Here is a 19,593-nt window from a genome sequence, read left to right on the forward strand (position 1 = left end):
TCTCCTGTGTGCCCGCGCGCCGCGCAGGCCGGGTTGGACCGCCGGCAGCGGCGCGCTGCCGCCACCGCGATCCCGATCGCGTTACTCGACGAAACGATTGGTATAGAGACTGCCGGCCTTGACCTTCGCGCCGAGCGCGAACGCACGCGACACGAAACCGAGCGTCGTGTCGATGCGCTCGGGCCGCAGCCAGCCGAGCCGGTGGCCGGCCGCGTCGTCGGCGATCAACGCATTGGTCTCGTCGATCTGCTCGCGCAGGATCGTGCGGTCGAGCAGCGGATTGCGCGACACGATCGCGTCGACCGCGTCCTGCGGCCGGTCGCGCATCAGCGCGTAGCCGCGATACGTCGCATCGACGAAGCGCTTCACGATGTCCGGATGCTGCGCGACGTACGCATCGGTCGTCACGATCCCGCTGCCGGTCATGTCGAGGCCGAGGTCGCGATACGTGACCTTGCCAAGCGTCTGCCCCGCGCGCCGCGCGAACGCGGCCTGCACCGGCAGGCTCGCGCCTTCCCAGCATTCCGACAGGTCGATGCGCTTCTGCAGCAGCGCGGTATTGATCACGGCCGGATCGAGCCGCACGAGGCGGATCGCGTCGGGCGCCATCCCGTTCTGCTTCAGCCACGCCGGGACGATGTTCTGCACCGCCGACGCATTGCCGCCGCCGAGCGACAGCCCCGCGAGATCCTTCAGCGACGAAGGCTTGAAGCCGGGCCGCTCGAGATAGCACATCGCGCCCGGCCAGCGCGTGTTGATCGCGCCGACCAGCACCGCATGGCCGCCGTGCGCGCGATTCAGGATCACGCTGACCGGGTCGCCGTAGCCGAACTCGAACAGCCCTTCGTCGACTTCATTGACGGTCCGCTGGCCGCCGTAGCCGCGCTGCACCGTCACGGCGAGGCCGGCGTCCTGGTAGAAGCCCTTCGCCTGCGCGACCAGGATCCCGCCGGTGCTGCCCTGCGGCAACCACGCGAGATTGACGCGTACCGCGTCGGCCGCCTGCGCGGCCGGGGCCGCGGCCCACAGGCCCGCGGCCAGCACCGCGCCGCGCGCCAGCGCTTGGATGCGCTCAAACATGTCCTCCTCCTGTCTTGTCGAGTTCGGGGCCGGGCCGACGCGGCACGCGCGGCTTACCCGCGCACCAGCGGGTTTTCGATCGAGCCGATACCGTCGATCGATGCGACCATCACGTCGCCCGGCTGCAGATAGATGCCACGCCCCATGCCGACGCCCGTCGGCGTGCCGGTCGCGATCAGGTCGCCGGGCTGCAGCGTCAGGATCGACGACAGGTAATGGATCTGCTCCGCAATACTGAAGATCATCTCGCCGGTATTGCCGTCCTGCATCGTTTCGCCGTTCACGGCCAGCCGCATCCGCAGGTTCTGCGGTTCGGCGATGCACGCGCGCGGCACGAGCCAGGGCCCGAGCGGACCGAAGGTATCGAAACTCTTGCCGCGAAACCAGTCGTGCTTGAACGGATAGTCGGTGCGGCGATTCAGGTCGCGTGCGCTCACGTCGTTCAGGATCGTGTAGCCCGCGACGTAGTCGAACGCGTCTTCCACCGCGATGTGGCGGCCCGGCCGGCCGATCACGACGGCCAGCTCGACCTCCCAGTCGACGCGCTCGGCCTGCGGCGGCATCACGACGTCGGCGAGCGTCGGCACCACGCTCGTCTCGGCCTTCATGAACATGTACGGCGAGCTTTCCTCGCGCGGGGCAAGCTCGGTGCCCATCTCGCGCGCATGCTCGTAGTAGTTCGACGCAGCCGCGAAAATCCGCCGCGGCGCATACGGCACGTGCAGCCGGTAGCCTGCCAGCGGCTGCGCGTCGAGCCGGCCGGCGGCGATCTCGCGCGCGGCCGCCTCGAGGCGCGCGACGGTCTGCGCGCCGCGCAGCGGCCAGTTCGCGACCAGCGTGTCGACGTCGAGCGGCGCGTCGCCTCCGCCCGCCCGCTGCAGCACGGCCTGCGCGTCGTACAGCGCGCCTTCCATCGCGAGCCCCGCCGCGACGCGGCCATTCAGTTCATACGTTGCGATACCGAACCAGATCACGGTTGTCCTCTTTTGTCGTCGTCAGGAGGGGACGAGTGACGCGTATACAATAGATCACTCGTGTATTCATTTGATATTTCTCGTATACTCCTATCGGGTCGGAAACGAATTCCGCGTACACTGCGCGGCGGGTCCGGTCCGGCGCCGCGCGCCGCAAATTGAGCGGCTCCGGCGGCGGGCGCATAATGGGCCGGCCCGACGGCCGAGGCGTCCCGCGCGGGGTCCGGCCGGCAGGGGCTGCCGACGGCGATGTCCACACCACACACGACACGATGACCACGCTCTCTTCCAAGATCTATCGCCTGCTGTTCGACGAGATCATCGACGGCACGCTCGAACCGGGCCAGAAGCTCGAGGAAATCGCGCTTGCCGAGCGGTTCAACGCGTCGCGCACGCCGATTCGCGAAGCGCTGCGCGAGCTGGCCGCGCGCGGGATGGTCGAGCTGACGCCGCGCAAGGGCGTGGTCGTCGCGCAATTCAGCCTCGACGAACTCGCCGACATGCTCGAAGCGATGTGCGAACTCGAGGCGCTGTGCTGCCGGCTCAGCGCGCAGCGGATGAGCGTCGTCGAGAAGAAGCAGCTCGAGGAGCTGCAGATCGAGATGAACGAGGCGATCGCGCGCGGCGACGAGGCCGACTACTTCCAGCTCAACCGCGAATTCCACGAACTGATCTGCAAGGGCGCGCAAAGCAAGTCGCTCGCGTCGATCATCGCGGTGCAGCGGCAGCGTCTCGCGGGCTTTCGCGCGGCCCAGCCCGCGTCGCCGAAGCGCTTCGAGGCGGCCACCGACGAGCACCGCGAGATCGTCGACGCGATCCTCGCCGCCGAGCCCGAACGCGCGTACAACGCGATGCGCGACCACACCGCGCGCCTGTCGATCGTCGTGCTCGGCCGGCTCAAGCGCCAGCGCAACGAGCGCGAATCGATCTGACGGCAAGCCGGCGCGGCCGCGCGGCGCGTTGAGCCGCGTCATGCGCGCGCCTCGTCGATCGACGGCATCGTGAAGCCGAGCGCGTCGAGCTGCGCGAGCAGCGCGCGCGTATCGGCCGCTGCATGCGACGCAAGCGGCGCGCGCACGCGCGCCCAGTCGCCGTGCCGCGTGAAATGCGCGACCACGGCCTTCAACGCGGGAATCATCGACGGCGATTGCAGCGCGGTGCGCACGGTCGACACGCGCCCTTCCCACGTCGCGCGTGCGACGGCCGTCGGCGCCGCAAGCAGTTGCGCGATCGCGTGCGGCTGCAGGTTCGCAGTCGCCGAGATGCAGCCGGCCGCGCCGAGCGGCAGCGCGCGGCCGAGCAGCGCCTCCGACGCCGGGAACACCGCGAAACCCGGAAAGCGTTCGAGCATCGTCACCGTGTTCGCCCAGTCGCCCGAACTGTCCTTGATGCCGACCACCGTGCGCGGATACGCGGCGACCAGCCGCTCGATCAGCGTGTGCGTGATCGGCACGCCCGTCAGCTGCGGGATGTGATACAGCAGCACGCGCAGCCGCTCCGAGCCGACCGCGTCGATCACGCCCGCGTAGTAGGCGAACAAGCCTTCATCGCTCACGCCCTGGTAGAAGAACGGCGGCAGCATCAGCACGCCCGCGCAGCCGGTCGCCACCGCATGGCGCGTCAACGCGATCGCGTCCGGCAGCGCGCACGCGCCCGTGCCGGGCAGCACTTGCGCGGGATCGATGTCGGCGGCCGCGATCTCGTCGAGCAGCGTGCAGCGCTCCGCAACGCTCAACGAGTTCGCCTCGCTGTTCGTGCCGAACGGTGCGAGGCCCGCGCCCTGCCCGACGAGCCAGCGGCAGAACGCGACGAAGCGCGGCGCGTCGATCGACAGGTCGGCGCGAAACGGCGTGAGGACGGGCGCGAACACGCGCGGCGCGGCAAAGGCGGACATGGGGGAGTCTCCGGTTGGATGAGCCGATCGGCGGGCAGTCATGCGCATGCGCTGAAGAAATCCAGCATCGCGTCGCCCAGCAGCGTTTCGCCCGAATCGAAATGGGCGACCACCGACGTATGGTTGTGGCGTGGCATCTGCATGAAACGCGGCGCGCGCCCCGGACGGCGTTCGCGCTGCCGCGCGCTCGCGACGCGCTCGAAGAACGCCGCGCCGTACGCGTCGAGGTAAGGGTTCTCGTATTCGGCGACGACGATCATCAGCGGCGCGTCGATGCGCGCCGCATGGGCAAGCGGCGATCGCGCGGCATGGCGCGACGGATCGTCGCCGAAATACGCACGCACGCCGGCCGCGTTCGGGTTGTCGGGCAGCGTGTCGGCCGCGAGCCGCGCGCTGATCAGCACCGCGCCCGCGACGCGTTCGCCGCGCCGCGCATCGAGCAGCGGATCGCCGAGATACGTCGCGACATGCGCGCCGCCCGCCGAATGCCCGACGATGAAAATCCGCCCCGGGTGGCCGCCGTAGGACGCGATATGCGCGCGGGTCCAGTCGAGCGCCGCCGCGATGTCCTGCGCGCCGGCCGGATACGGCGCGTCGGGCGCCAGCCGGTATTCGACGTTGACCGCGACATGGCCGTGACGCGCGAACCAGCGCGGCACGTTGTCGTAGATCAACCCGTTGATGCTCTTGCGGCCGCGCACGAACGCGCCGCCGTGCACGAACAGCACGACGTCGGCCGGCGCACCCTGGAGGGTCGCGTGCTGCACGAACACGTCGAGACGCTGGCGCGCATCGGGCCCGTACGGAATGTCGCGCTCGATCTCGCAGCCGAGATCCGTCGCCGCGCGCGCGGCGACGAGCGGCGTGTACGTGTCGATCACCCAGTCGCGGTGCGCATCGATGTCCTGCGCCCAGACGGCGCCGATCTCCGCGAAGCGCGCCCTCAGCGCTTCCGACAGATTACCCAGCGGTTCCTGCCAAGCGTGCATCCCCTGCCTCCCTGCATGACGGCTAGCGGCCGGCGCGTGCCGGTGTTCCGCCGTTCGAACGGCGACGGGGACCATTCTGGTATATAAATCTCGTTTTGTGTATACACAATCACTACGTAGTATACCCAATGAGAATCGAGGCATTTTTGCGCGACAGTCACGCCCATGCATTCATCCGTCGCACGCCGACATTCTTCAAGGACACCCATGGACAAGCTTCGCCACATCGCGCTTTCGGTCGACGACCCGGAAGGGGCCGCGCAATTCTTCGAGCGCGCATTCGGCATGCGCCGCGCGGGCAACGCGATGCGCGGGATCTACATGACGGACGGCACGATCAACGTCGCGCTGCTGAATTTCAAGGACGAGACGGTGCCCGGTTATGCGGGGCTGAAGGACGTGCGCGGCGTGATCCACTTCGGGATGTGGGTGGACGACGTCGACGCGACGGCCGAGCGCGTCGTCGCGGCCGGCGGCACCTACCTGACCGGCCGGCACGAGCAGGACCCGAACGTGTTCTATGAAGTGAAATACCGGATGCCCGACGGCACCGTGTTCGACATCACGTCGAACGGCTGGAAAGGCGCGGTGAAGGAAGTCGTGCCGGCCGGTGCAGCGGGCACGCAACCGTGACCGCGCGGCTGGCGGTGCTCGCGCTGGTGCCGTTGCCGGACACGACGCTCGATGCGCTGCGGCGCGACTACGTGGTGCATTACCACCCGGACGGGATGCCGGCCGACCTGGCCGACGCCGGCGCGATCCGCGCGGTCGTGACCAACGGCACCTGCGGGCTCGACGACGCGCGCATGGCGCGCCTGCCCGCGCTCGAAATCGTCTGCGCATTCGGCGCCGGCTACGAGAACGTCGACGTCGCGGCCGCCGCGCGGCGCGGCATCGTCGTCACGCATGCACCCGGCGCCAATGCGGCGACCGTCGCCGACCACGCGCTCGGCATGCTGCTCGCGCTCGCGCGCGGCTACGCGCCGCTCACCGGCGCGGTGCGGGCCGGCCGCTGGCACGCGTCGCGCGCCGCCCGGCCCACGCTCACCGGCGCCACGCTCGGCGTGATCGGGATGGGCCGCATCGGCCGGCTGATCGCCGCGCGCGCGCAGGGCTTCGACATGACGCTCGGCTATCACGCGCGCGGCCCGCACGACGACGCGCCCGGCCGTTACTACGCCGACCTCGTGCAGCTCGCGGCCGACAGCGACTTTCTCGTGATCGCGTGCCACGGCGGCCCGGCCACCCGGCACCTGGTGGATCGCGCGGTGCTGCTCGCGCTCGGGCCGCACGGCTACGTCGTCAACGTCGCGCGCGGCTCGGTGCTCGACACGGCCGCGCTGCTCGACGCACTCGACGCGGGCGAGCTCGCGGGCGCCGGGCTCGACGTCCTCGAGCACGAACCCGACGTGCCGGCCGCGCTGTTCGACCATCCCGACGTACTCGTCACGCCGCATGTCGCGGGCCGCTCGCCCGCCGCGTGGCTCGCCCAGCGCGACGCGCTGCTCGCGAGTCTCGCGCAGCACTTCTCCCGCCTGCCCGTCGAATTCGCGGTACGCGCCGCGTAGGCGCGAGCGGCGCGTACCCGCGCCGCTTCGCTCGCCGCACGCCCCGCGCGCCGCCCCGGAGATCGCCACCATGAAGGTCCGATCGTTGTGCCTCGCCGCGCTGTACTGCGCGGCCGCCGGCCTGCTGGCCGGCCGTTCCTCCCACGCGCAATCGTCCGCGACGCTGTACGGCCTGATCGGACTCGACGTCGCCAGCGCAAAGCGCAGCGGCGGCCCGCCCGCCGCGATCGCGATGCAGAGCCCCGGGCTCACCGCACCCTACTGGGGGCTGCGCGTGGCCGAAGATCTCGGCGGCGGCTACCGCGCGCTCGCCGTGCTCGAAAGCTTCTTCCAGCCCGTCAACGGCGGCATCGGCCGCACGTCGGCCGACCCGTACTGGGGGCGCAACGCGTATGCGGGCATCGAGGGCCCGTTCGGCACCGTGACGATGGGGCGGCAGACCAACCTGCTCTATCTCGCCGAACAGGCCGTCAATCCGTTTCGCGCTTCGATCCTGTTTTCGCCGCTGGTGATGCAGACCTTCGTCGCGTCATACGGCGGCGCGATCGCAGGCGACACGGTCTGGAACAACGCGATCCAGTACACGAGCCCGACCGCCGGCGGCCTGACCGCGAGCGCCGTCTACGCGCCCGGCGGGCTCGCGGGTGCCAGCGGCGCGGCCAACGCGGGCCTGTCGCTGCGCTATGCGAGCGGCCCGCTCACGGCCGTCGCGACCGCACAGCGCACGCGGATCGTCGCGGGCGCGGCCGCGCCGACGCAGAACGCGTACCTCGCCGGTTTCGCGTACGCGTTCCCGCGCATCACGCTGTACGGCGCGCTACAGGGCACGCGGACGTCTGCAACCGACACGGGTTCGCACACGTTCGAGGCCGGCCTGTCGGTGCCCGTCACGTCGCGGCTGGCCGCACTCGCCGAATGGGCATACACGCGCCGCACCGCGTTACGGACGGCCGTATCGCGCAACACCGGCGCGGCCGGGCTCGACTACACGCTGTCGCGGCGCACCGACGTCTATGCGCTCGCCGTGTACGACCGCCTCGGCGGCAGCGGCGCCGCCGCGACCTGGGCGCTCGGCATCCGGCACCTGTTCTGATGCCGCGCGCATCGCGTATCCGGGTCTACCCGCTATAACCAAACCGCTGTTTTGTATAAAAAAGAAGTGCTTCGGATTCAACAACGTCCGTGCGTATAATTTTTCTCAGTTCATGTATACACAAACGCGATTCATGAACCGGCACGGCCCGCGTCCCGCTCGCGTCATGCGAACCGGCCGCCGCCCGCGGGATCGCCTCGCACGATGCCCGTCCGGCGCAAGCCGCTTCGCCCCGGAAAACAACGACGACTATTTGGAGACCGAATGAAAAAGAAGCTGATCGCGTCCAGTGTCATGCTGCTCGCCTGCGCCGGTGCGCATGCGCAGTCGCGCATTTGGCTGTCGGGTTACATGGACCTGAACATCGAGCACCTGATTTCGTCGGGCCCGGGCGGCAACATCACGCGGATGTCGAGCGGCGGTCTGAACAATTCGCGCTTCAACCTGAGCGGCGTCGAGGAGCTCGGCGGCGGCAACAAGGCCGTCTTCACGATCGAGCCGATGTTTTCAGCGAACACGGGCGTGCAGTCGACGCAGTTCCGGCAGTCGTTCGTCGGCCTCAAGGGCAACTGGGGCGAGCTGACGATGGGTCGCCAGTTCACGCCGTCGTACTGGCTGGCCGGCTATGCGGACCCGACGTGGGCGGCCGACTTCAGCATGGTCAACGACATGCAGTTCTTCTACGCGACCTATCGCGTCGACAATTCTCTGCAGTACAAGACGCCGGCCTTCCACGGCTTCACCGGGCGCGTGATGATCACGACCGGGCTCGGCGACGGCACGCGCGCCGGGCGCTTCTTCAGTACCGGCATCGAGTATCGCAACGGGCCGCTGTTCCTCGGTGCGGTCAGCGAGCTGCAATACACGCGCGACATCTTCCGTTCTTCGCAGATCCATTCGTCGCGCGACAACTACTTCTCGGCCGTGTACCGCTTCGGCGGCTTCGAGCCGACCGTGATCTACCACACGTACAACGGCTATTACGCGTATCCGCCGTATGTCGCATTCAACTCGCAGGGCTGGGACGCGCAGATCGGCGCGCGCTGGAACATCGACGGCATCAACCGCGTGTACCTGAGCGTCGTCCATCGCCACGACGACAACAACACGAGCATCTCGAGCGCGACCGGCGGCGTGATCGGCTACATCTACGGGCTGTCGAAGCGCACCGACCTGTACGTGACCGCCGCGCACGTGAAGAGCCAGCATCGCGTGCCCGTCGCGTATCCGGTCACGTTCCAGGTATATCCGGACGGCGGCCAGAACCCGTCCGGGTTCCAGATCGGGATCCGTCACGCGTTCTGATTTTCCGGATCCGCGCGTCGCGACCGGCCTGCCTGCTGTTCGCGACGCCACGCAACAATCATGACCAGGAGACATTCATGCTTCGACCACGCAACAGACGTATTCCTCAGGCCCGGCTCATCGGCCCGGCGGCCGCATCGATCCTGATCGCGGCATCGGCACTCGCCAGCGCCGCGCAGCCCGCGGCGGACGCACCGGCCACCGCGAGCGCGAGCGTTGCTGCGCCCGGTACGCCCGGCACGCCGGCCGTCGCCGATCCGTATCTCGCCGGCTGGCTGCGCCTCACGCCCGAGCGCCGGCCGGTGCCGCTGAAGCCCGGCGTCGACTACGGGATGGACCCGGCCACCGGCCAGTTCGTGTGGCCGAAGGCGGCGCCCGAAGTCCACCAGGGGCAGCGCTTCCCCGGCGAGCTTTCGACGTGGGACAACAAGCACTATGCGAAGAACGTGAAGGTGCTCGCGTTCTACCCGGGCGTCGATTCGCCCTTCCACGCATGGAACAACATCGTCGACTTCGACGGCAAACGCTACCTGTACATCCACGACCGCGACTACCTGCGCATCATGGACGTGACCGATCCCGCGCACGGCAAGGTCGTGTTCTCGAAGGGCGGCGTGTGGGGGCCGAAGGGCTCGAGCGAGCATTTCGATCCGAACAACGTGCACGACTACCTCGGCGGCGCGACGGTCGCGTGGAGCCGCAAGCTCGGCAAGCCGGTGCTCGTCGCGTCGTTCGAGATCGGCCGCTACGGGCTGATGACCGAGAAGATCGACCAGCCCGACAAGGTCGCCGCGCAGCGCCGCTACAACTCGCTGAAGGGCTTCCGCGTGTACGAGATGGACGGCCCGCTGCCGAGCCAGTGGAAGCTGATCGCGACGCGCACGACCGACTACCGCCACCCCGACGCGCCGATCGGCCAGCAACAGGGTTCCGGCTCGCTCGACGCACCCGAGTACTACGGCGGCAAGTACATGATCGTGGCGGCCGCGCCGGACGACAGCTATGCGCTGACCGAGTATCCGAACTATCTGTACTCGCCGGGTTACCAGGTATGGGACATGTCGGATCCGGCGAACCCCGTGTTCGTGTCGCAGATCGCGGTGCCCGGCCAGATCCTCGGCAACGACGAACACGAGCAGGCGTACCTGATGAATCCGCGCGCCGGCAACCGGACGTCGTGGATGGGCTCGCGCAACCCGATCTTCCTGCCGAAGCCGCTGGAGAACGGCGGCAAGATCGGCTTCGGCGCGATGGGCGGCCTCGGTTTCTACGCGTTCGACCTGAGCGACCCGGCGAAGCCGACGATCCTCGGCAACGTGAACACGCCGCCGAGCTTCGCGGGCACCGAATTCGACAACGCGGACGTGAGCCAGTACGCACGTACCGGCTACGTGCTCACGAACGGCTATCCGATGAACCGCGACTGCTACGAGCCGTACAAGGACATCTTCGTCGTCGATGCGCGCGACCCGTCGCACCTGAAGGTGGCGGCCAAGCTGCCGGTGCCGGAAGTGCCGGCCGGCGCGCCGTTCACGAGCTTCTGCCAGCGCGGCGGCAACTTCGGGCCGAAGCGTGCCAACGCGATCGGCCAGCCCGGCACCTGGCGGCAAGGCATCGTCCCGTATTCGTTCTACAACGCGGGCGTGCAGATCTACGACGTGAAGAACCCGGCGAAGCCGACGATTGCCGGCTACTTTGTCCCGGCGCTCGCGGACGAGAAGGAACTGCCGTCCTATACGCTCGGCAAGGGGGTGTTCGCGATCTACACCGAATACGACCGCAACATCATCTGGGCCTTCACGGAGAACGGTGCGTATGCGCTGTCGACGCCGCTGCTCGGCGAGCCCGTGCTCGGCAAGCCGGCGAAGCCGTGGCCGCCGCGTTGAGTTGCGCCGTGACGCCGCCGGGCGGGTGACCGTCCGGCCGCTTCGTGTGCCACGGCCGCGGCCATATGCGGTGCGGCGCGCGTTGCATCGCTTCGTTTCGATCCCCGCCGGCGACCGGCGGGTTCATCAAGTTCAAGGACGCTTTCCCGATGATGTTCAGATCCCTCGCCGCGCCGCTGTCGTGTGCGCTCCTGCTCGCCACGGCGGCACCGCCCGGCCGCGCCGCGACATCGGCCAGCGAGCAGACCTGCCGCGCATGCCACACGCTCGATACGACGAAAGTCGGGCCGCCGTTCCGCGCGATCGCCGCGCACTACCGCAACGACTCCGATGCGCTCGCGAAACTTAACAAAAGCATGCTCGAAGGCAGTACCGGCAAATGGGGCAGCGCGACGATGCCGCCCAACGCGATCTCGGCCGACGATGCGGCGCGGTTCGCGACGTGGATCATGTCGCTGAACCGGGACGGGAAGTAGCGGACGACCGCAAGCATGCGACGCGCGGGTCGAAACGTTCGATCCCGCGTGCCGGCTGCATGTGAAAAAAGGCGGGCGCACGCCCGCCTCCGCATCGTTCGCGCGCGCACCGCCACACTTGCGGCACGCATGCGAACCCGTCGCGTTACTTCAGCCGCGTCGCGATTTCATTCGCCATCGCCTTCGTCGCGGCCTTCGTCGGCGCATCGTCGGCCAGGTCGTTCAGCAAGCCGAAATCGTGGATCGTGCCGTCGTAGCGCGTGGTCGTCGCGTCCACGCCGGCCGCGTCGAGCTTGCGGCCGTACGCTTCGCCTTCGTCACGCAACACATCGAACTGCGCGACCTGGATCAGCGCGGGCGGCAGGCCCTTCAACTGCGCGATGCTCGCGCGCAGCGGCGACGCGTAGATCTCGTTGCGTTGCGCTTCGTTCTTCGTATAGGCGTCCCAGAACCACTTCATCATCGGCCGCGTCAGGAAGTGGCCCTGCGGGTACGCGTTGTACGAGCCCGTGTTGAAGTCGTGGTCCGTGACCGGCCACATCAGGCCCTGGAAGCGGATCGCGGGGCCGCCCTTGTCCTTCGCCATCAGCGCGACCACGGCCGTCATGTTCCCGCCGACACTGTTGCCGACCACCGCGAGGCGGCTGCCGTCGACACCGATCTCGGCGCCGTGCGCAGCCACCCATTTCGTCGCCGCATAGGCCTGGTTGATCGCGACCGGGTAATGCGCTTCCGGCGACGAAATGAACGGGACGCGGATACCCGGCGCTTGTGCCGCGTCCGATCAGAAGCGATAGCCCAGCGACACAAAGGTCATGATCGGATTGATCTTCAGCCGTGTCGTGCTCGTGACGGTCCCGACCGGCGCGCGCGTCGTGAGGGTCGCCTTCGTGGACAACCACGCGTACGCAAACGAAGCGCCGATGGACCAGTGAGTATCCATATTGTAGGTGAGGCCTGCGTTGAGAATCGGGGCAAAGGACTTGCTCAGCGAGACCGAAGTAGGCCCTTCGAGGCGCGCGCCAACGGATGGCGAGTAGAGGAACTTGCCGGACGCAACCGGATTGCTCAGGTCAATGCTGTTGAACCAGACATACGAGATCCCCGCACCGACATACGGCCGCAAACGTGCCGACGGCGCGCCGAAATGGTACTGCGCGATTATCGCGGGGCTCCAGGCTCGCGCCGTTCCCAACTCCCCGAGTCCCGCAAGCGTCCCCGTGCCGGTGAGATGGAGTTTCGGTGGCACGCCCGCGATCGTCTCCACGGCAATATGGTCGGTCACGAAGTAGGTCGCCGTGAGCGCAACCGTATCGGCATCCGAGATGGTCGCTCCGCTTCCGGCCATCGTGTTCGATCGGCCGAGGGCATTGACCGTCAGCGGCTCGCTGGAATCCTGAGGCGCCATGTGCAACCAGCCCGCATTGATCATGAGTTGTCCTGCAGATTGCGCGTGCACGGAAGAAATGACGGATATCGACAACAGAATTGCCGCGCTCGTATGCTTCATATGGCCTCCAGAGGTTGTTATAAAGGGTTTTCCAGCGGTGCAGGATTCGTCATTCGGGAACCGGCGGGGAGCCCGCCCGTTCCCGAACATTCCACCGCGCAACAAATCGGAACGTCGGTCAACGATTTCTGAGTTTGTTGATCAAGCGCACGCTCGTGACAGCGGCAGCCCGCTTCAGGGACGTCAGCGGATCGGCACGATTCGAGGGCGCGCCCACGGGTAAGCCCCCCAGGCGGGGAAACAGCCGCTGAGCATTACCGGATTCGATCGCCGCGCGCGCGTTGGCATCCCAAACATTCGAATGCTCCAGCGTGTTGCATTGCATCGCCGTCACCGGTGCAGGCGCGAACGGGAAATCGCTGCCGAACAGCACCTGGGACGGATCGACCAATTCGCGCAGCGCCGCTTGAGGAAAGTCGGCCGGAGAGAGCGCGGTGTCAAAGTGGAATCTCCGGATATAGGTCAGCATGCCGGCCGGCATGCTGGATACGAACTCGGGAAGAAGATTGGCGAGCGACAGGCGCCACGCGACATACGGAACGAAGCCGCCCGCATGCGCCAGAATCCAGCGGATATTGGGGTAGCGCTCCATCGTGCCGGTCAGGACGAGGTTCAGCGCGGCACGCGTCGTGTCGCACAGGAACTCGATCAGAAAGCCCGGTGCGATCAACCCGAGCTCCTCGCTTGACCGATGCAGGTTCGGATGCACGAATACAACCGCCTGGCGCCTGTTCAGCTCGGCCATCAGTTCGTCGAATTCCGGCGAGCCCAGAAAGCGCCCCTCGGTACTTCCTAACAGGACGATACCGTCTGCGCCAAGCACATCCAGTGCATGAATCGCCTCCTTGCACGCGTGATCGGTAAACGGCATGGGCAATACCGCGAACGATCCGAAACGATCGGGGTATCGCTGACGCAGTTCAGCGGCGTACTCGTTGCATCCTCGCGCCAGCGCACACGCTTCATCGAGATTGCCGAAATACACGCCTGGCGCCGAGATTGACAGCAACGCGACTCGAATGGCATGAGCATCCATCACCGCGAGCGATTCATTTTCGGTCCAGACGGGAAGATCGGCACCCGCAACCTTTGTCAGGCCACGCCGGGACATGGCGGCTCGATATACGGGTGGAACAAAGTGATGATGAACGTCGATACGGCTCACCCTATTCTCCAGTTTGAATTTAAAATAATATATAGTCCGAACTAAATTTGAGTATCCAGCCCGCTTCGTCAGGCCGAATGAACACCGCGTCCCTAGATCGAGGCCGCTGACGCGCGGTGTACCGTTCCAGGTGCGCTCAGGAGGTCGAGGGCGACGTCGACGATCATGTCCTCCTGTCCGCCAACCATGCCGCGCCGTCCCAGCTCCACGAGAATGTCCATGGTCTTGAGCCCATACTTCGCTGCGGCCTGTTCCGCGTGACGCAGGAAGCTCGAATACACGCCGGCGGAACCCAACGCGAGTGTCTCGCGGTCGACCCGCACCGGGCGATCCTGGAGCGGGCGCACGATGTCGTCGGCGGCGTCCATCAGGCGGTAGAGATCGGTACCATGCCGCCAGCCGAGGCGATCGGCCGCCGCGACGAACACTTCGAGCGGCGCGTTGCCGGCGCCTGCTCCCATGCCGGCAAGACTGGCGTCGATCCGGTCGCAGCCCTCTTCAACCGCGACGATCGAATTCGCAACACCCAGGCTCAGGTTGTGATGCGCATGGATCCCCGTCTGTGTTTCGGGCTTCAGCGTGTCCTTGAATGCCCGCATCCGGTCGCGGACGTCGTTCATGTTCATCGCGCCGCCCGAATCCACCACGTAGCAGCAGGTGGCACCGTAACCCTCCATCAACCTTGCCTGCTCCGCCAATCCTCGAGGCGTCTGCATGTGGCTCATCATCAGGAAGCCCACTGCGTCCATCCCCAGTTCCCGTGCGTACTCGATGTGCTGGCGGGCAATATCGGCTTCGCTACAGTGGGTCGCGACGCGTACGATCCGCGCACCCGCGTCGTATGCGGCCCTCAGATCATGGATGGTGCCGATCCCGGGCAGCAGCAGCGTCGCGACCTTCGCGCGCGTGACGACACTCGCCACGGCCTCGATCCACTCGACGTCCGTATGCGCGCCGAATCCGTAGTTGAAGCTGCTGCCTTGCAGTCCGTCGCCATGCGCGACCTCGATCGAATCGACCCCGGCTGCGTCGAGTGCGGCGGCGATCTCTGTCACGTGCGCGAGGCTGTACTGGTGACGGATAGCATGACTGCCGTCGCGCAACGTCACGTCGGAGATATAGAGCTTCTTGTCCATCGGGCAGGCACTCATTGTTGATTGGCCCCGAGACGGGCCGCGATCCGTTCTGCCGCGGCCTTGGCAGCACTCGTCATGATGTCGAGATTGCCCGCATAAGACGGCAGGTAGTGCGCGGCGCCTTCGACTACGAGCAGGATCGAGGTCTTGAGGCCGGCCATCCGCTCGCCGACGCCGGGGATCCGGATCGGTCGCTCGGCCTCGATACGATCGAACTGGACACGTTGCTTCAGTCGATACCCGGGCACATACGACTGGACGGCTTCGACCATCCCGGCGACCGATGCCTCGATCTCGCGTTCATCGGCGAAGTCGCTCAGCGTGTACACCGTATCGCGCATCATCAGCGGCGGCTCGGCGGGATTGAGCACAATGATCGCCTTCCCCTTCGCTGCACCGCCGACCGCTTCGATCGCCCGTGATGTCGTCTCGGTGAATTCGTCGATGCTGGCGCGGGTGCCGGGTCCGGCACTCCTGCTCGCGATGGACGCGACGATCTCCCCGTAGTGCACTTTCGCGACCCGCGATACCGCCGCGATCATCGGAATCGTTGCCTGGCCGCCGCACGTCACCATGTTGACATTCAACGCGTCGAGATGACGCTCCCCGTTCACCACCGGAATGCAATACGGTCCGATCGCGGCCGGCGTCAGGTCCACGACGCGAATACCGGGCTTGACGGTGCGCAGGAACGCATCGTTCTGCGTATGCGCCGCGGCAGACGTCGCATCGAACACGATGTCGATCTCGTTGAACACGGGCATGCGGGCCAGCCCCTCGACGCCTTCATGCGTCGTCGCGACGCCCAGGCGCGCCGCGCGCTGCAACCCGTCCGACGCCGCATCGATTCCCACCATGGCGCCCATCTCGAGATGTTCGCCGTGGCGCAGGATCTTGATCATCAGGTCGGTACCGATATTCCCGCTGCCGATAATGGCGACTTTCCGTTTGGTGCTCATCGGGCTCGCCCTCATCCGATACGGCAACTGACGCTGCCGAGCGCACCGATCTGCGCGTGAATCGTGTCTCCGGCGCCAACCGGCACCATCGGACCCAGCGCACCCGACAGGATCACGTCGCCCTCACGCAACATCTGTCCGCGCCGCGCCATCATGCGGGCCAGCCAGTACACGGCCCGCAACGGATGGCCGAGGCACGCGGTACCCGTTCCGGTCGATACGGTCTTGCCGTCGCGCGTCATCGACATACCCAGTTCCCCGATGGAAATGCCACCGAGCGACACCGGTTGATTGCCGAGAACGTAGAGGCCGCAGGATGCGTTGTCGGCCACCGTATCCTCGAGCGCGATGCGCCAGTCCGAAATCGCGCTGTCGACGATCTCGAGCGCCGGCAGCGCACAGGCCAGCGCCGACAGGACCTGTCCATAGCTCGGCGCTTCATCGGCCATGTCGCGTCCGACGACGAACGCCACTTCCGCCTCGATCTTCGGCTGCATCAGGCGGCTCAGGGGCACCTCGTCGCCATCGAGATATTCCATGTCGTCGAACAGCACGCCGAAATCGGGCTGGTCGACGCGCAACTGCTGCTGGACGGCAACCGACGTCAGGCCGATCTTCTTGCCGACGATGCGTCGGCCGTCCGCGATCCGGGCCGCGGTGTTGAGTTCCGAGACGGCATACGCCGCGTCGAGACCTGCAATGCCGAACCGCGTGGCAATCGGGTCGATCGGCGTGCGTGATTCACGTGCATCGCGTAATGCTTTCGCAGCCGCCTGAACGGCTGCCGGGTCGAATGAATGAGACATGGCGGAAGAATGTGAAATCGTGGGTCAGGCCGCTTGCGCGACGGTCGGTGCCGTCTTTGACATGCGGGTGAATCCATCGCCTGCGCCGGCTCCGAATCCGAGCCGCTCCCGCAGTTGGCGAATGGTCCTGTCGAGCTCGCCGACGGGAACGACGGCGAAGGCGAAGCGGTCGGGTCTCAGTACCGCAACGGCCTGCGTCTTGAACCCCGCCTTGTTGAACCACGCGATCATCTCGCCACCGATATCCTCGACTTCGGCAACCTCGATCACGTTGTCCCGATTGACGCCTTCGAGCCCTTGCGGGCGGCCGCCATACGCGTACATCGTCACGCTGCGTATCGACAGTGCGCCGAGCGTTGCCCGCGACACATCGTCCATGCAGCGGGAGGGATCGACGTTCAATCCGATCAGCGAAAAGCCGTGTCCGAGCAGGTCGTCCAGTTTCTTCCGGTCACCGTTGAAAAGACGCACCTCGGGTTGCGGAATCAACGCGCCCTCCGGGCCACGTCGGCGACGGCGCGGCAAACCCAGGTATGCGTTCTTTCGATAGACGGGCATCGGCTTGAAGCCGCCCCCCTCGAGCCAGCGCCTGAGCGGCGGTATGGCCCGGATGATGCCGAGGGACGTGTCCCGCACCAGCGTGGCGGACAGACTGCGTGCCGATACGACGTTCTTGAGCAGGACGGACGTGTCGATCATCGCCTTCGCGTGCGCATGCCGTTCCGACTGGTACGTGTCCAGCAGCGTGTCGGCCGCGAGGCCGCGCAAGACGAGATCGAGCTTCCAGCCGAGGTTGTACGCGTCGCGCACGCCGGAACTCGCACCCTGCCCCATGAACTGCGGCGTCATGTGAGCGGCATCGCCGCCGAGCAGCACGCGTCCGACCCGCCACTTCGACGCAATCAGCGCGTTGAACGTATAGACGAGCTTGCGCTTGATCACGAACTGATCGGGATCGACGAACAGCGACAGATACTTCCGGACCGTCTCCGGCCGCTCCATGTTTTCCTTCGTTTCGCCCGGCATCAACATGAATTCGAACCGGTGGAATTTTCCGGGTTGAACGCAGCTCACGACCGGCAGCTTCGGGTCGACGACGAAGTTGAAGTACGGCAGATGACGCAACGCGTCCGTTCCGGGCTTGCGTTCGAGGTCCACGACGAGCCACGGCTCGGGGAAGCTCTTGCCCGACATCTCGATCCCGAGCTTCGTGCGAACGACGCTCCGGCCGCCGTCGGCGCCGACCAGATAGCGCGCCCGCAGGGTTCCGATATCGGGATCGCCTGCCACGCGCGCGCGCGCATCGTGACTGTCGCTGAACCGCGCCTCGCGCGTCGCCTGATGCGTGACGCTCACGCCGTCGGCATCCTGAGCGAAGTCAACGACTTCGCGGCCCCGTCGCACGTCGACGTTCGGATAACGTGCGAGCGTCTCGGCCAGCGTCGTTTCCAGGTACGGCTGGTAAAAGAAGTTGATCACGGGCCAGCCGAACGGACGCTTGCGCGGCATGTATTGTGTGATCGGCGTGCCATCGCGCCGCACGAGCTGGACGGGCGTCTCCATCATCATCCGCGACTGGATCTCGTCGGCCACGTCGAGATGCTGGAAAATCCGCATGCACTCGTCGTCGGTGTATACCGCTCGCGCGTTACCGTAGAACACGGGTTCGCGCTCCAGCACGACGACGTGGTGGCCGGCCTGGCCGAGCATGTGCGCGAGAACGAGGCCGGTCGGCCCCAATCCGACGATCGCGACATCGCACGCATCATTCGGATGCGCTCCGTTCATGAACGTTCTCCTTGTACAGAAAATTCCGGACGCGTCAGCGATGCAAGCGCGCGACGCACGCGCCCCAACCGCACGCCAAGGCTCAGGTTTTCCGGACGATGGCCCCATAGACTGATGCCTTGATAAATCGCCGGGCGCCACGTTTGCTCATCGACCACGATCGGGTTCCAGCCGAGCTCGATCTCGAAGCCCGATGGCGTCTGAACGTAGAACGAGAGTTCACGGTCGTTGGGATGCTGGCCGATCGCATTCGCGATCGGATAGCCCATCGCACGACACCTGAGGTAGGCTTGCGTCACATCGTCGAGGGATGCGCATTGAAGATTCATGTGGTGAATCTGCGTGCGCAGCGGATTCAGGCGGATCCCACGTGTCGATGCAGTCGCGAACGAATGATGTCGTTCGTTGAATCGGAGAAACGCGAAGTCAAGATTCAGGCCTTGCATCCTGTCTTCGATTTCGTCGGAAAGGCGCGCATCGAACACGTCTTTCCAGAACTGCTGCATCACCTCCGGTTGTCGGGTCGTGACGGCGACATGCCCCATCCCCGACGCGCCCGTCACAAAGCCCGTCGCACTCATGCGCAGCGGAAGTTCGCTGATGACCGGTTCCGTGAACAGTTCCGTGCGCAGTTTCTTCGGCCCGGCGAAGAACCAGAATCGCTTCACGCCGCGCAAGGCCGCTTCTTCCTTGCTCCCTTCCTCTACACGCACCCCGCGAGCGGAGATTCGTGCGACGGCAAGCTCAAGCGCCTCGCGGTCGTCGAGGTGCCATCCGATGGCAATGACATCTTCGGCCGTGCCGGCACGGATGATCAAACGCCGGTCGTGCGAGTCGATGCGGCATGCGACCACGCGTGGATCGGGCGTATCGACGTGAAGCCCCAGGCCTTCCGACGCGAATTTCGTCCATTCGCGAAGCCGGGCCGATTCGGCCAGCAGATAGCCCATCCGAACACGACCGA

General features: G+C 66.4%; 18 protein-coding genes and 1 pseudogene. 7 read left to right on the forward strand and 12 right to left on the reverse strand.

The annotated features are described in order from the left end of the window. Window positions 1-81: 81 nt before the first annotated feature. Both BLA15945_RS24820 and BLA15945_RS24825 read right to left on the reverse strand, forming a co-directional pair. Window positions 82-1,080 (reverse strand): ABC transporter substrate-binding protein, encoded by a 999-nt coding sequence (locus tag BLA15945_RS24820; protein WP_174993588.1) that lies wholly within the window; start codon window positions 1,078-1,080, stop codon window positions 82-84. 53 nt (window positions 1,081-1,133) lie between these two features. Continuing rightward, window positions 1,134-2,054, reverse strand: coding sequence for a fumarylacetoacetate hydrolase family protein (locus BLA15945_RS24825; protein WP_174993589.1), 921 nt, complete (start codon window positions 2,052-2,054; stop codon window positions 1,134-1,136). A 272-nt stretch (window positions 2,055-2,326) separates the two neighbouring features. Between BLA15945_RS24825 and BLA15945_RS24830 the strand changes: the two genes are divergently transcribed. Beyond that, window positions 2,327-2,986 carry a GntR family transcriptional regulator gene (locus tag BLA15945_RS24830; RefSeq protein WP_059242390.1) on the forward strand — a complete coding sequence of 220 codons (660 nt, stop codon included), beginning with the start codon at window positions 2,327-2,329 and terminating at the stop codon, window positions 2,984-2,986. 38 nt (window positions 2,987-3,024) lie between these two features. Here the strand turns inward: BLA15945_RS24830 and BLA15945_RS24835 are convergent, their stop codons facing one another. Together BLA15945_RS24835 and BLA15945_RS24840 are read right to left on the reverse strand one after the other, a co-directional pair. Then, window positions 3,025-3,948, reverse strand: coding sequence for a dihydrodipicolinate synthase family protein (locus tag BLA15945_RS24835; protein WP_174993590.1), 924 nt, complete (start codon window positions 3,946-3,948; stop codon window positions 3,025-3,027). A gap of 38 nt (window positions 3,949-3,986) precedes the next feature. After that, window positions 3,987-4,937, reverse strand: coding sequence for an alpha/beta hydrolase (locus BLA15945_RS24840; RefSeq protein WP_059241173.1), 951 nt, complete (start codon window positions 4,935-4,937; stop codon window positions 3,987-3,989). Window positions 4,938-5,144: 207 nt separating this feature from the next. Between BLA15945_RS24840 and BLA15945_RS24845 the strand changes: the two genes are divergently transcribed. The 6 genes from BLA15945_RS24845 (at window position 5,145) to BLA15945_RS24870 (ending at window position 11,265) form a co-directional block, all read left to right on the forward strand. After that, on the forward strand, window positions 5,145-5,570 hold the full coding sequence (locus tag BLA15945_RS24845; protein WP_174993591.1) for a VOC family protein: 426 nt from the start codon (window positions 5,145-5,147) through the stop codon (window positions 5,568-5,570). Beyond that, on the forward strand, window positions 5,567-6,505 hold the full coding sequence (locus tag BLA15945_RS24850) for a 2-hydroxyacid dehydrogenase (protein ID WP_174993592.1): 939 nt from the start codon (window positions 5,567-5,569) through the stop codon (window positions 6,503-6,505). The genes BLA15945_RS24845 and BLA15945_RS24850 overlap by 4 nt, the downstream gene beginning before the upstream one ends. 70 nt (window positions 6,506-6,575) lie before the next feature. Further along, window positions 6,576-7,598 carry a porin gene (locus BLA15945_RS24855; RefSeq protein WP_174993593.1) on the forward strand — a complete coding sequence of 341 codons (1,023 nt, stop codon included), beginning with the start codon at window positions 6,576-6,578 and terminating at the stop codon, window positions 7,596-7,598. A gap of 264 nt (window positions 7,599-7,862) precedes the next feature. After that, complete coding sequence (locus BLA15945_RS24860) at window positions 7,863-8,903, forward strand: porin (protein WP_059241169.1); 1,041 nt, start codon at window positions 7,863-7,865, stop codon at window positions 8,901-8,903. 77 nt (window positions 8,904-8,980) lie between these two features. After that, window positions 8,981-10,789, forward strand: coding sequence for an LVIVD repeat-containing protein (locus tag BLA15945_RS24865; RefSeq protein ID WP_059241168.1), 1,809 nt, complete (start codon window positions 8,981-8,983; stop codon window positions 10,787-10,789). A 149-nt stretch (window positions 10,790-10,938) separates the two neighbouring features. Further along, on the forward strand, window positions 10,939-11,265 hold the full coding sequence (locus tag BLA15945_RS24870; protein WP_174993594.1) for a c-type cytochrome: 327 nt from the start codon (window positions 10,939-10,941) through the stop codon (window positions 11,263-11,265). 145 nt (window positions 11,266-11,410) lie between these two features. Here BLA15945_RS24870 and BLA15945_RS24875 read toward each other — a convergent pair. The 8 genes and pseudogenes from BLA15945_RS24875 to BLA15945_RS24910 form a co-directional block, all read right to left on the reverse strand. Then, window positions 11,411-12,028 (reverse strand): annotated as a pseudogene (locus tag BLA15945_RS24875) (alpha/beta hydrolase); the annotation flags it as partial. Window positions 12,029-12,049: 21 nt separating this feature from the next. Then, complete coding sequence (locus BLA15945_RS24880) at window positions 12,050-12,775, reverse strand: OmpW/AlkL family protein (protein WP_059241166.1); 726 nt, start codon at window positions 12,773-12,775, stop codon at window positions 12,050-12,052. A gap of 118 nt (window positions 12,776-12,893) precedes the next feature. Further along, window positions 12,894-13,940 carry an amidohydrolase family protein gene (locus BLA15945_RS24885; RefSeq protein ID WP_059241165.1) on the reverse strand — a complete coding sequence of 349 codons (1,047 nt, stop codon included), beginning with the start codon at window positions 13,938-13,940 and terminating at the stop codon, window positions 12,894-12,896. 92 nt (window positions 13,941-14,032) lie between these two features. Further along, complete coding sequence (dmpG, locus tag BLA15945_RS24890) at window positions 14,033-15,076, reverse strand: 4-hydroxy-2-oxovalerate aldolase (RefSeq protein WP_174993595.1); 1,044 nt, start codon at window positions 15,074-15,076, stop codon at window positions 14,033-14,035. 11 nt (window positions 15,077-15,087) lie between these two features. Next, on the reverse strand, window positions 15,088-16,035 hold the full coding sequence (locus BLA15945_RS24895; protein ID WP_059241163.1) for an acetaldehyde dehydrogenase (acetylating): 948 nt from the start codon (window positions 16,033-16,035) through the stop codon (window positions 15,088-15,090). Between the two features lie 11 nt (window positions 16,036-16,046). Beyond that, entirely contained in the window at window positions 16,047-16,841 is a 795-nt protein-coding gene (locus tag BLA15945_RS24900; RefSeq protein ID WP_059241162.1) for a 2-keto-4-pentenoate hydratase, read from the reverse strand. Window positions 16,842-16,865: 24 nt separating this feature from the next. Then, a complete protein-coding gene (mhpA, locus tag BLA15945_RS24905; protein ID WP_233464286.1) occupies window positions 16,866-18,737 on the reverse strand; it encodes a bifunctional 3-(3-hydroxy-phenyl)propionate/3-hydroxycinnamic acid hydroxylase MhpA in 1,872 nt (623 codons plus the stop codon). Continuing rightward, entirely contained in the window at window positions 18,626-19,579 is a 954-nt protein-coding gene (locus BLA15945_RS24910; protein WP_226196085.1) for a VOC family protein, read from the reverse strand. The genes mhpA and BLA15945_RS24910 overlap by 112 nt, the downstream gene beginning before the upstream one ends. Window positions 19,580-19,593 lie beyond the last annotated feature (14 nt).

Source organism: Burkholderia arboris, from assembly GCF_902499125.1.
Classification (GTDB): domain Bacteria; phylum Pseudomonadota; class Gammaproteobacteria; order Burkholderiales; family Burkholderiaceae; genus Burkholderia; species Burkholderia arboris.

What these genes read in the sequence shown, in the direction of transcription:
- BLA15945_RS24820 (WP_174993588.1), bottom strand. Translation starts at nt 1,080, where the DNA reads ATGTTTGAGCGCATCCAAGCGCTGGCGCGCGGCGCGGTGCTGGCCGCG.
- BLA15945_RS24830 (WP_059242390.1), top strand. Translation starts at nt 2,327, where the DNA reads ATGACCACGCTCTCTTCCAAGATCTATCGCCTGCTGTTCGACGAGATC.
- BLA15945_RS24835 (WP_174993590.1), bottom strand. Translation starts at nt 3,948, where the DNA reads ATGTCCGCCTTTGCCGCGCCGCGCGTGTTCGCGCCCGTCCTCACGCCG.
- BLA15945_RS24840 (WP_059241173.1), bottom strand. Translation starts at nt 4,937, where the DNA reads ATGCACGCTTGGCAGGAACCGCTGGGTAATCTGTCGGAAGCGCTGAGG.
- BLA15945_RS24845 (WP_174993591.1), top strand. Translation starts at nt 5,145, where the DNA reads ATGGACAAGCTTCGCCACATCGCGCTTTCGGTCGACGACCCGGAAGGG.
- BLA15945_RS24855 (WP_174993593.1), top strand. Translation starts at nt 6,576, where the DNA reads ATGAAGGTCCGATCGTTGTGCCTCGCCGCGCTGTACTGCGCGGCCGCC.
- BLA15945_RS24860 (WP_059241169.1), top strand. Translation starts at nt 7,863, where the DNA reads ATGAAAAAGAAGCTGATCGCGTCCAGTGTCATGCTGCTCGCCTGCGCC.
- BLA15945_RS24865 (WP_059241168.1), top strand. Translation starts at nt 8,981, where the DNA reads ATGCTTCGACCACGCAACAGACGTATTCCTCAGGCCCGGCTCATCGGC.
- BLA15945_RS24870 (WP_174993594.1), top strand. Translation starts at nt 10,939, where the DNA reads ATGATGTTCAGATCCCTCGCCGCGCCGCTGTCGTGTGCGCTCCTGCTC.
- BLA15945_RS24880 (WP_059241166.1), bottom strand. Translation starts at nt 12,775, where the DNA reads ATGAAGCATACGAGCGCGGCAATTCTGTTGTCGATATCCGTCATTTCT.
- dmpG (WP_174993595.1), bottom strand. Translation starts at nt 15,076, where the DNA reads ATGGACAAGAAGCTCTATATCTCCGACGTGACGTTGCGCGACGGCAGT.
- BLA15945_RS24895 (WP_059241163.1), bottom strand. Translation starts at nt 16,035, where the DNA reads ATGAGCACCAAACGGAAAGTCGCCATTATCGGCAGCGGGAATATCGGT.
- BLA15945_RS24900 (WP_059241162.1), bottom strand. Translation starts at nt 16,841, where the DNA reads ATGTCTCATTCATTCGACCCGGCAGCCGTTCAGGCGGCTGCGAAAGCA.
- mhpA (WP_233464286.1), bottom strand. Translation starts at nt 18,737, where the DNA reads ATGGGGCCATCGTCCGGAAAACCTGAGCCTTGGCGTGCGGTTGGGGCG.
- BLA15945_RS24910 (WP_226196085.1), bottom strand. Translation starts at nt 19,579, where the DNA reads ATGGGCTATCTGCTGGCCGAATCGGCCCGGCTTCGCGAATGGACGAAA.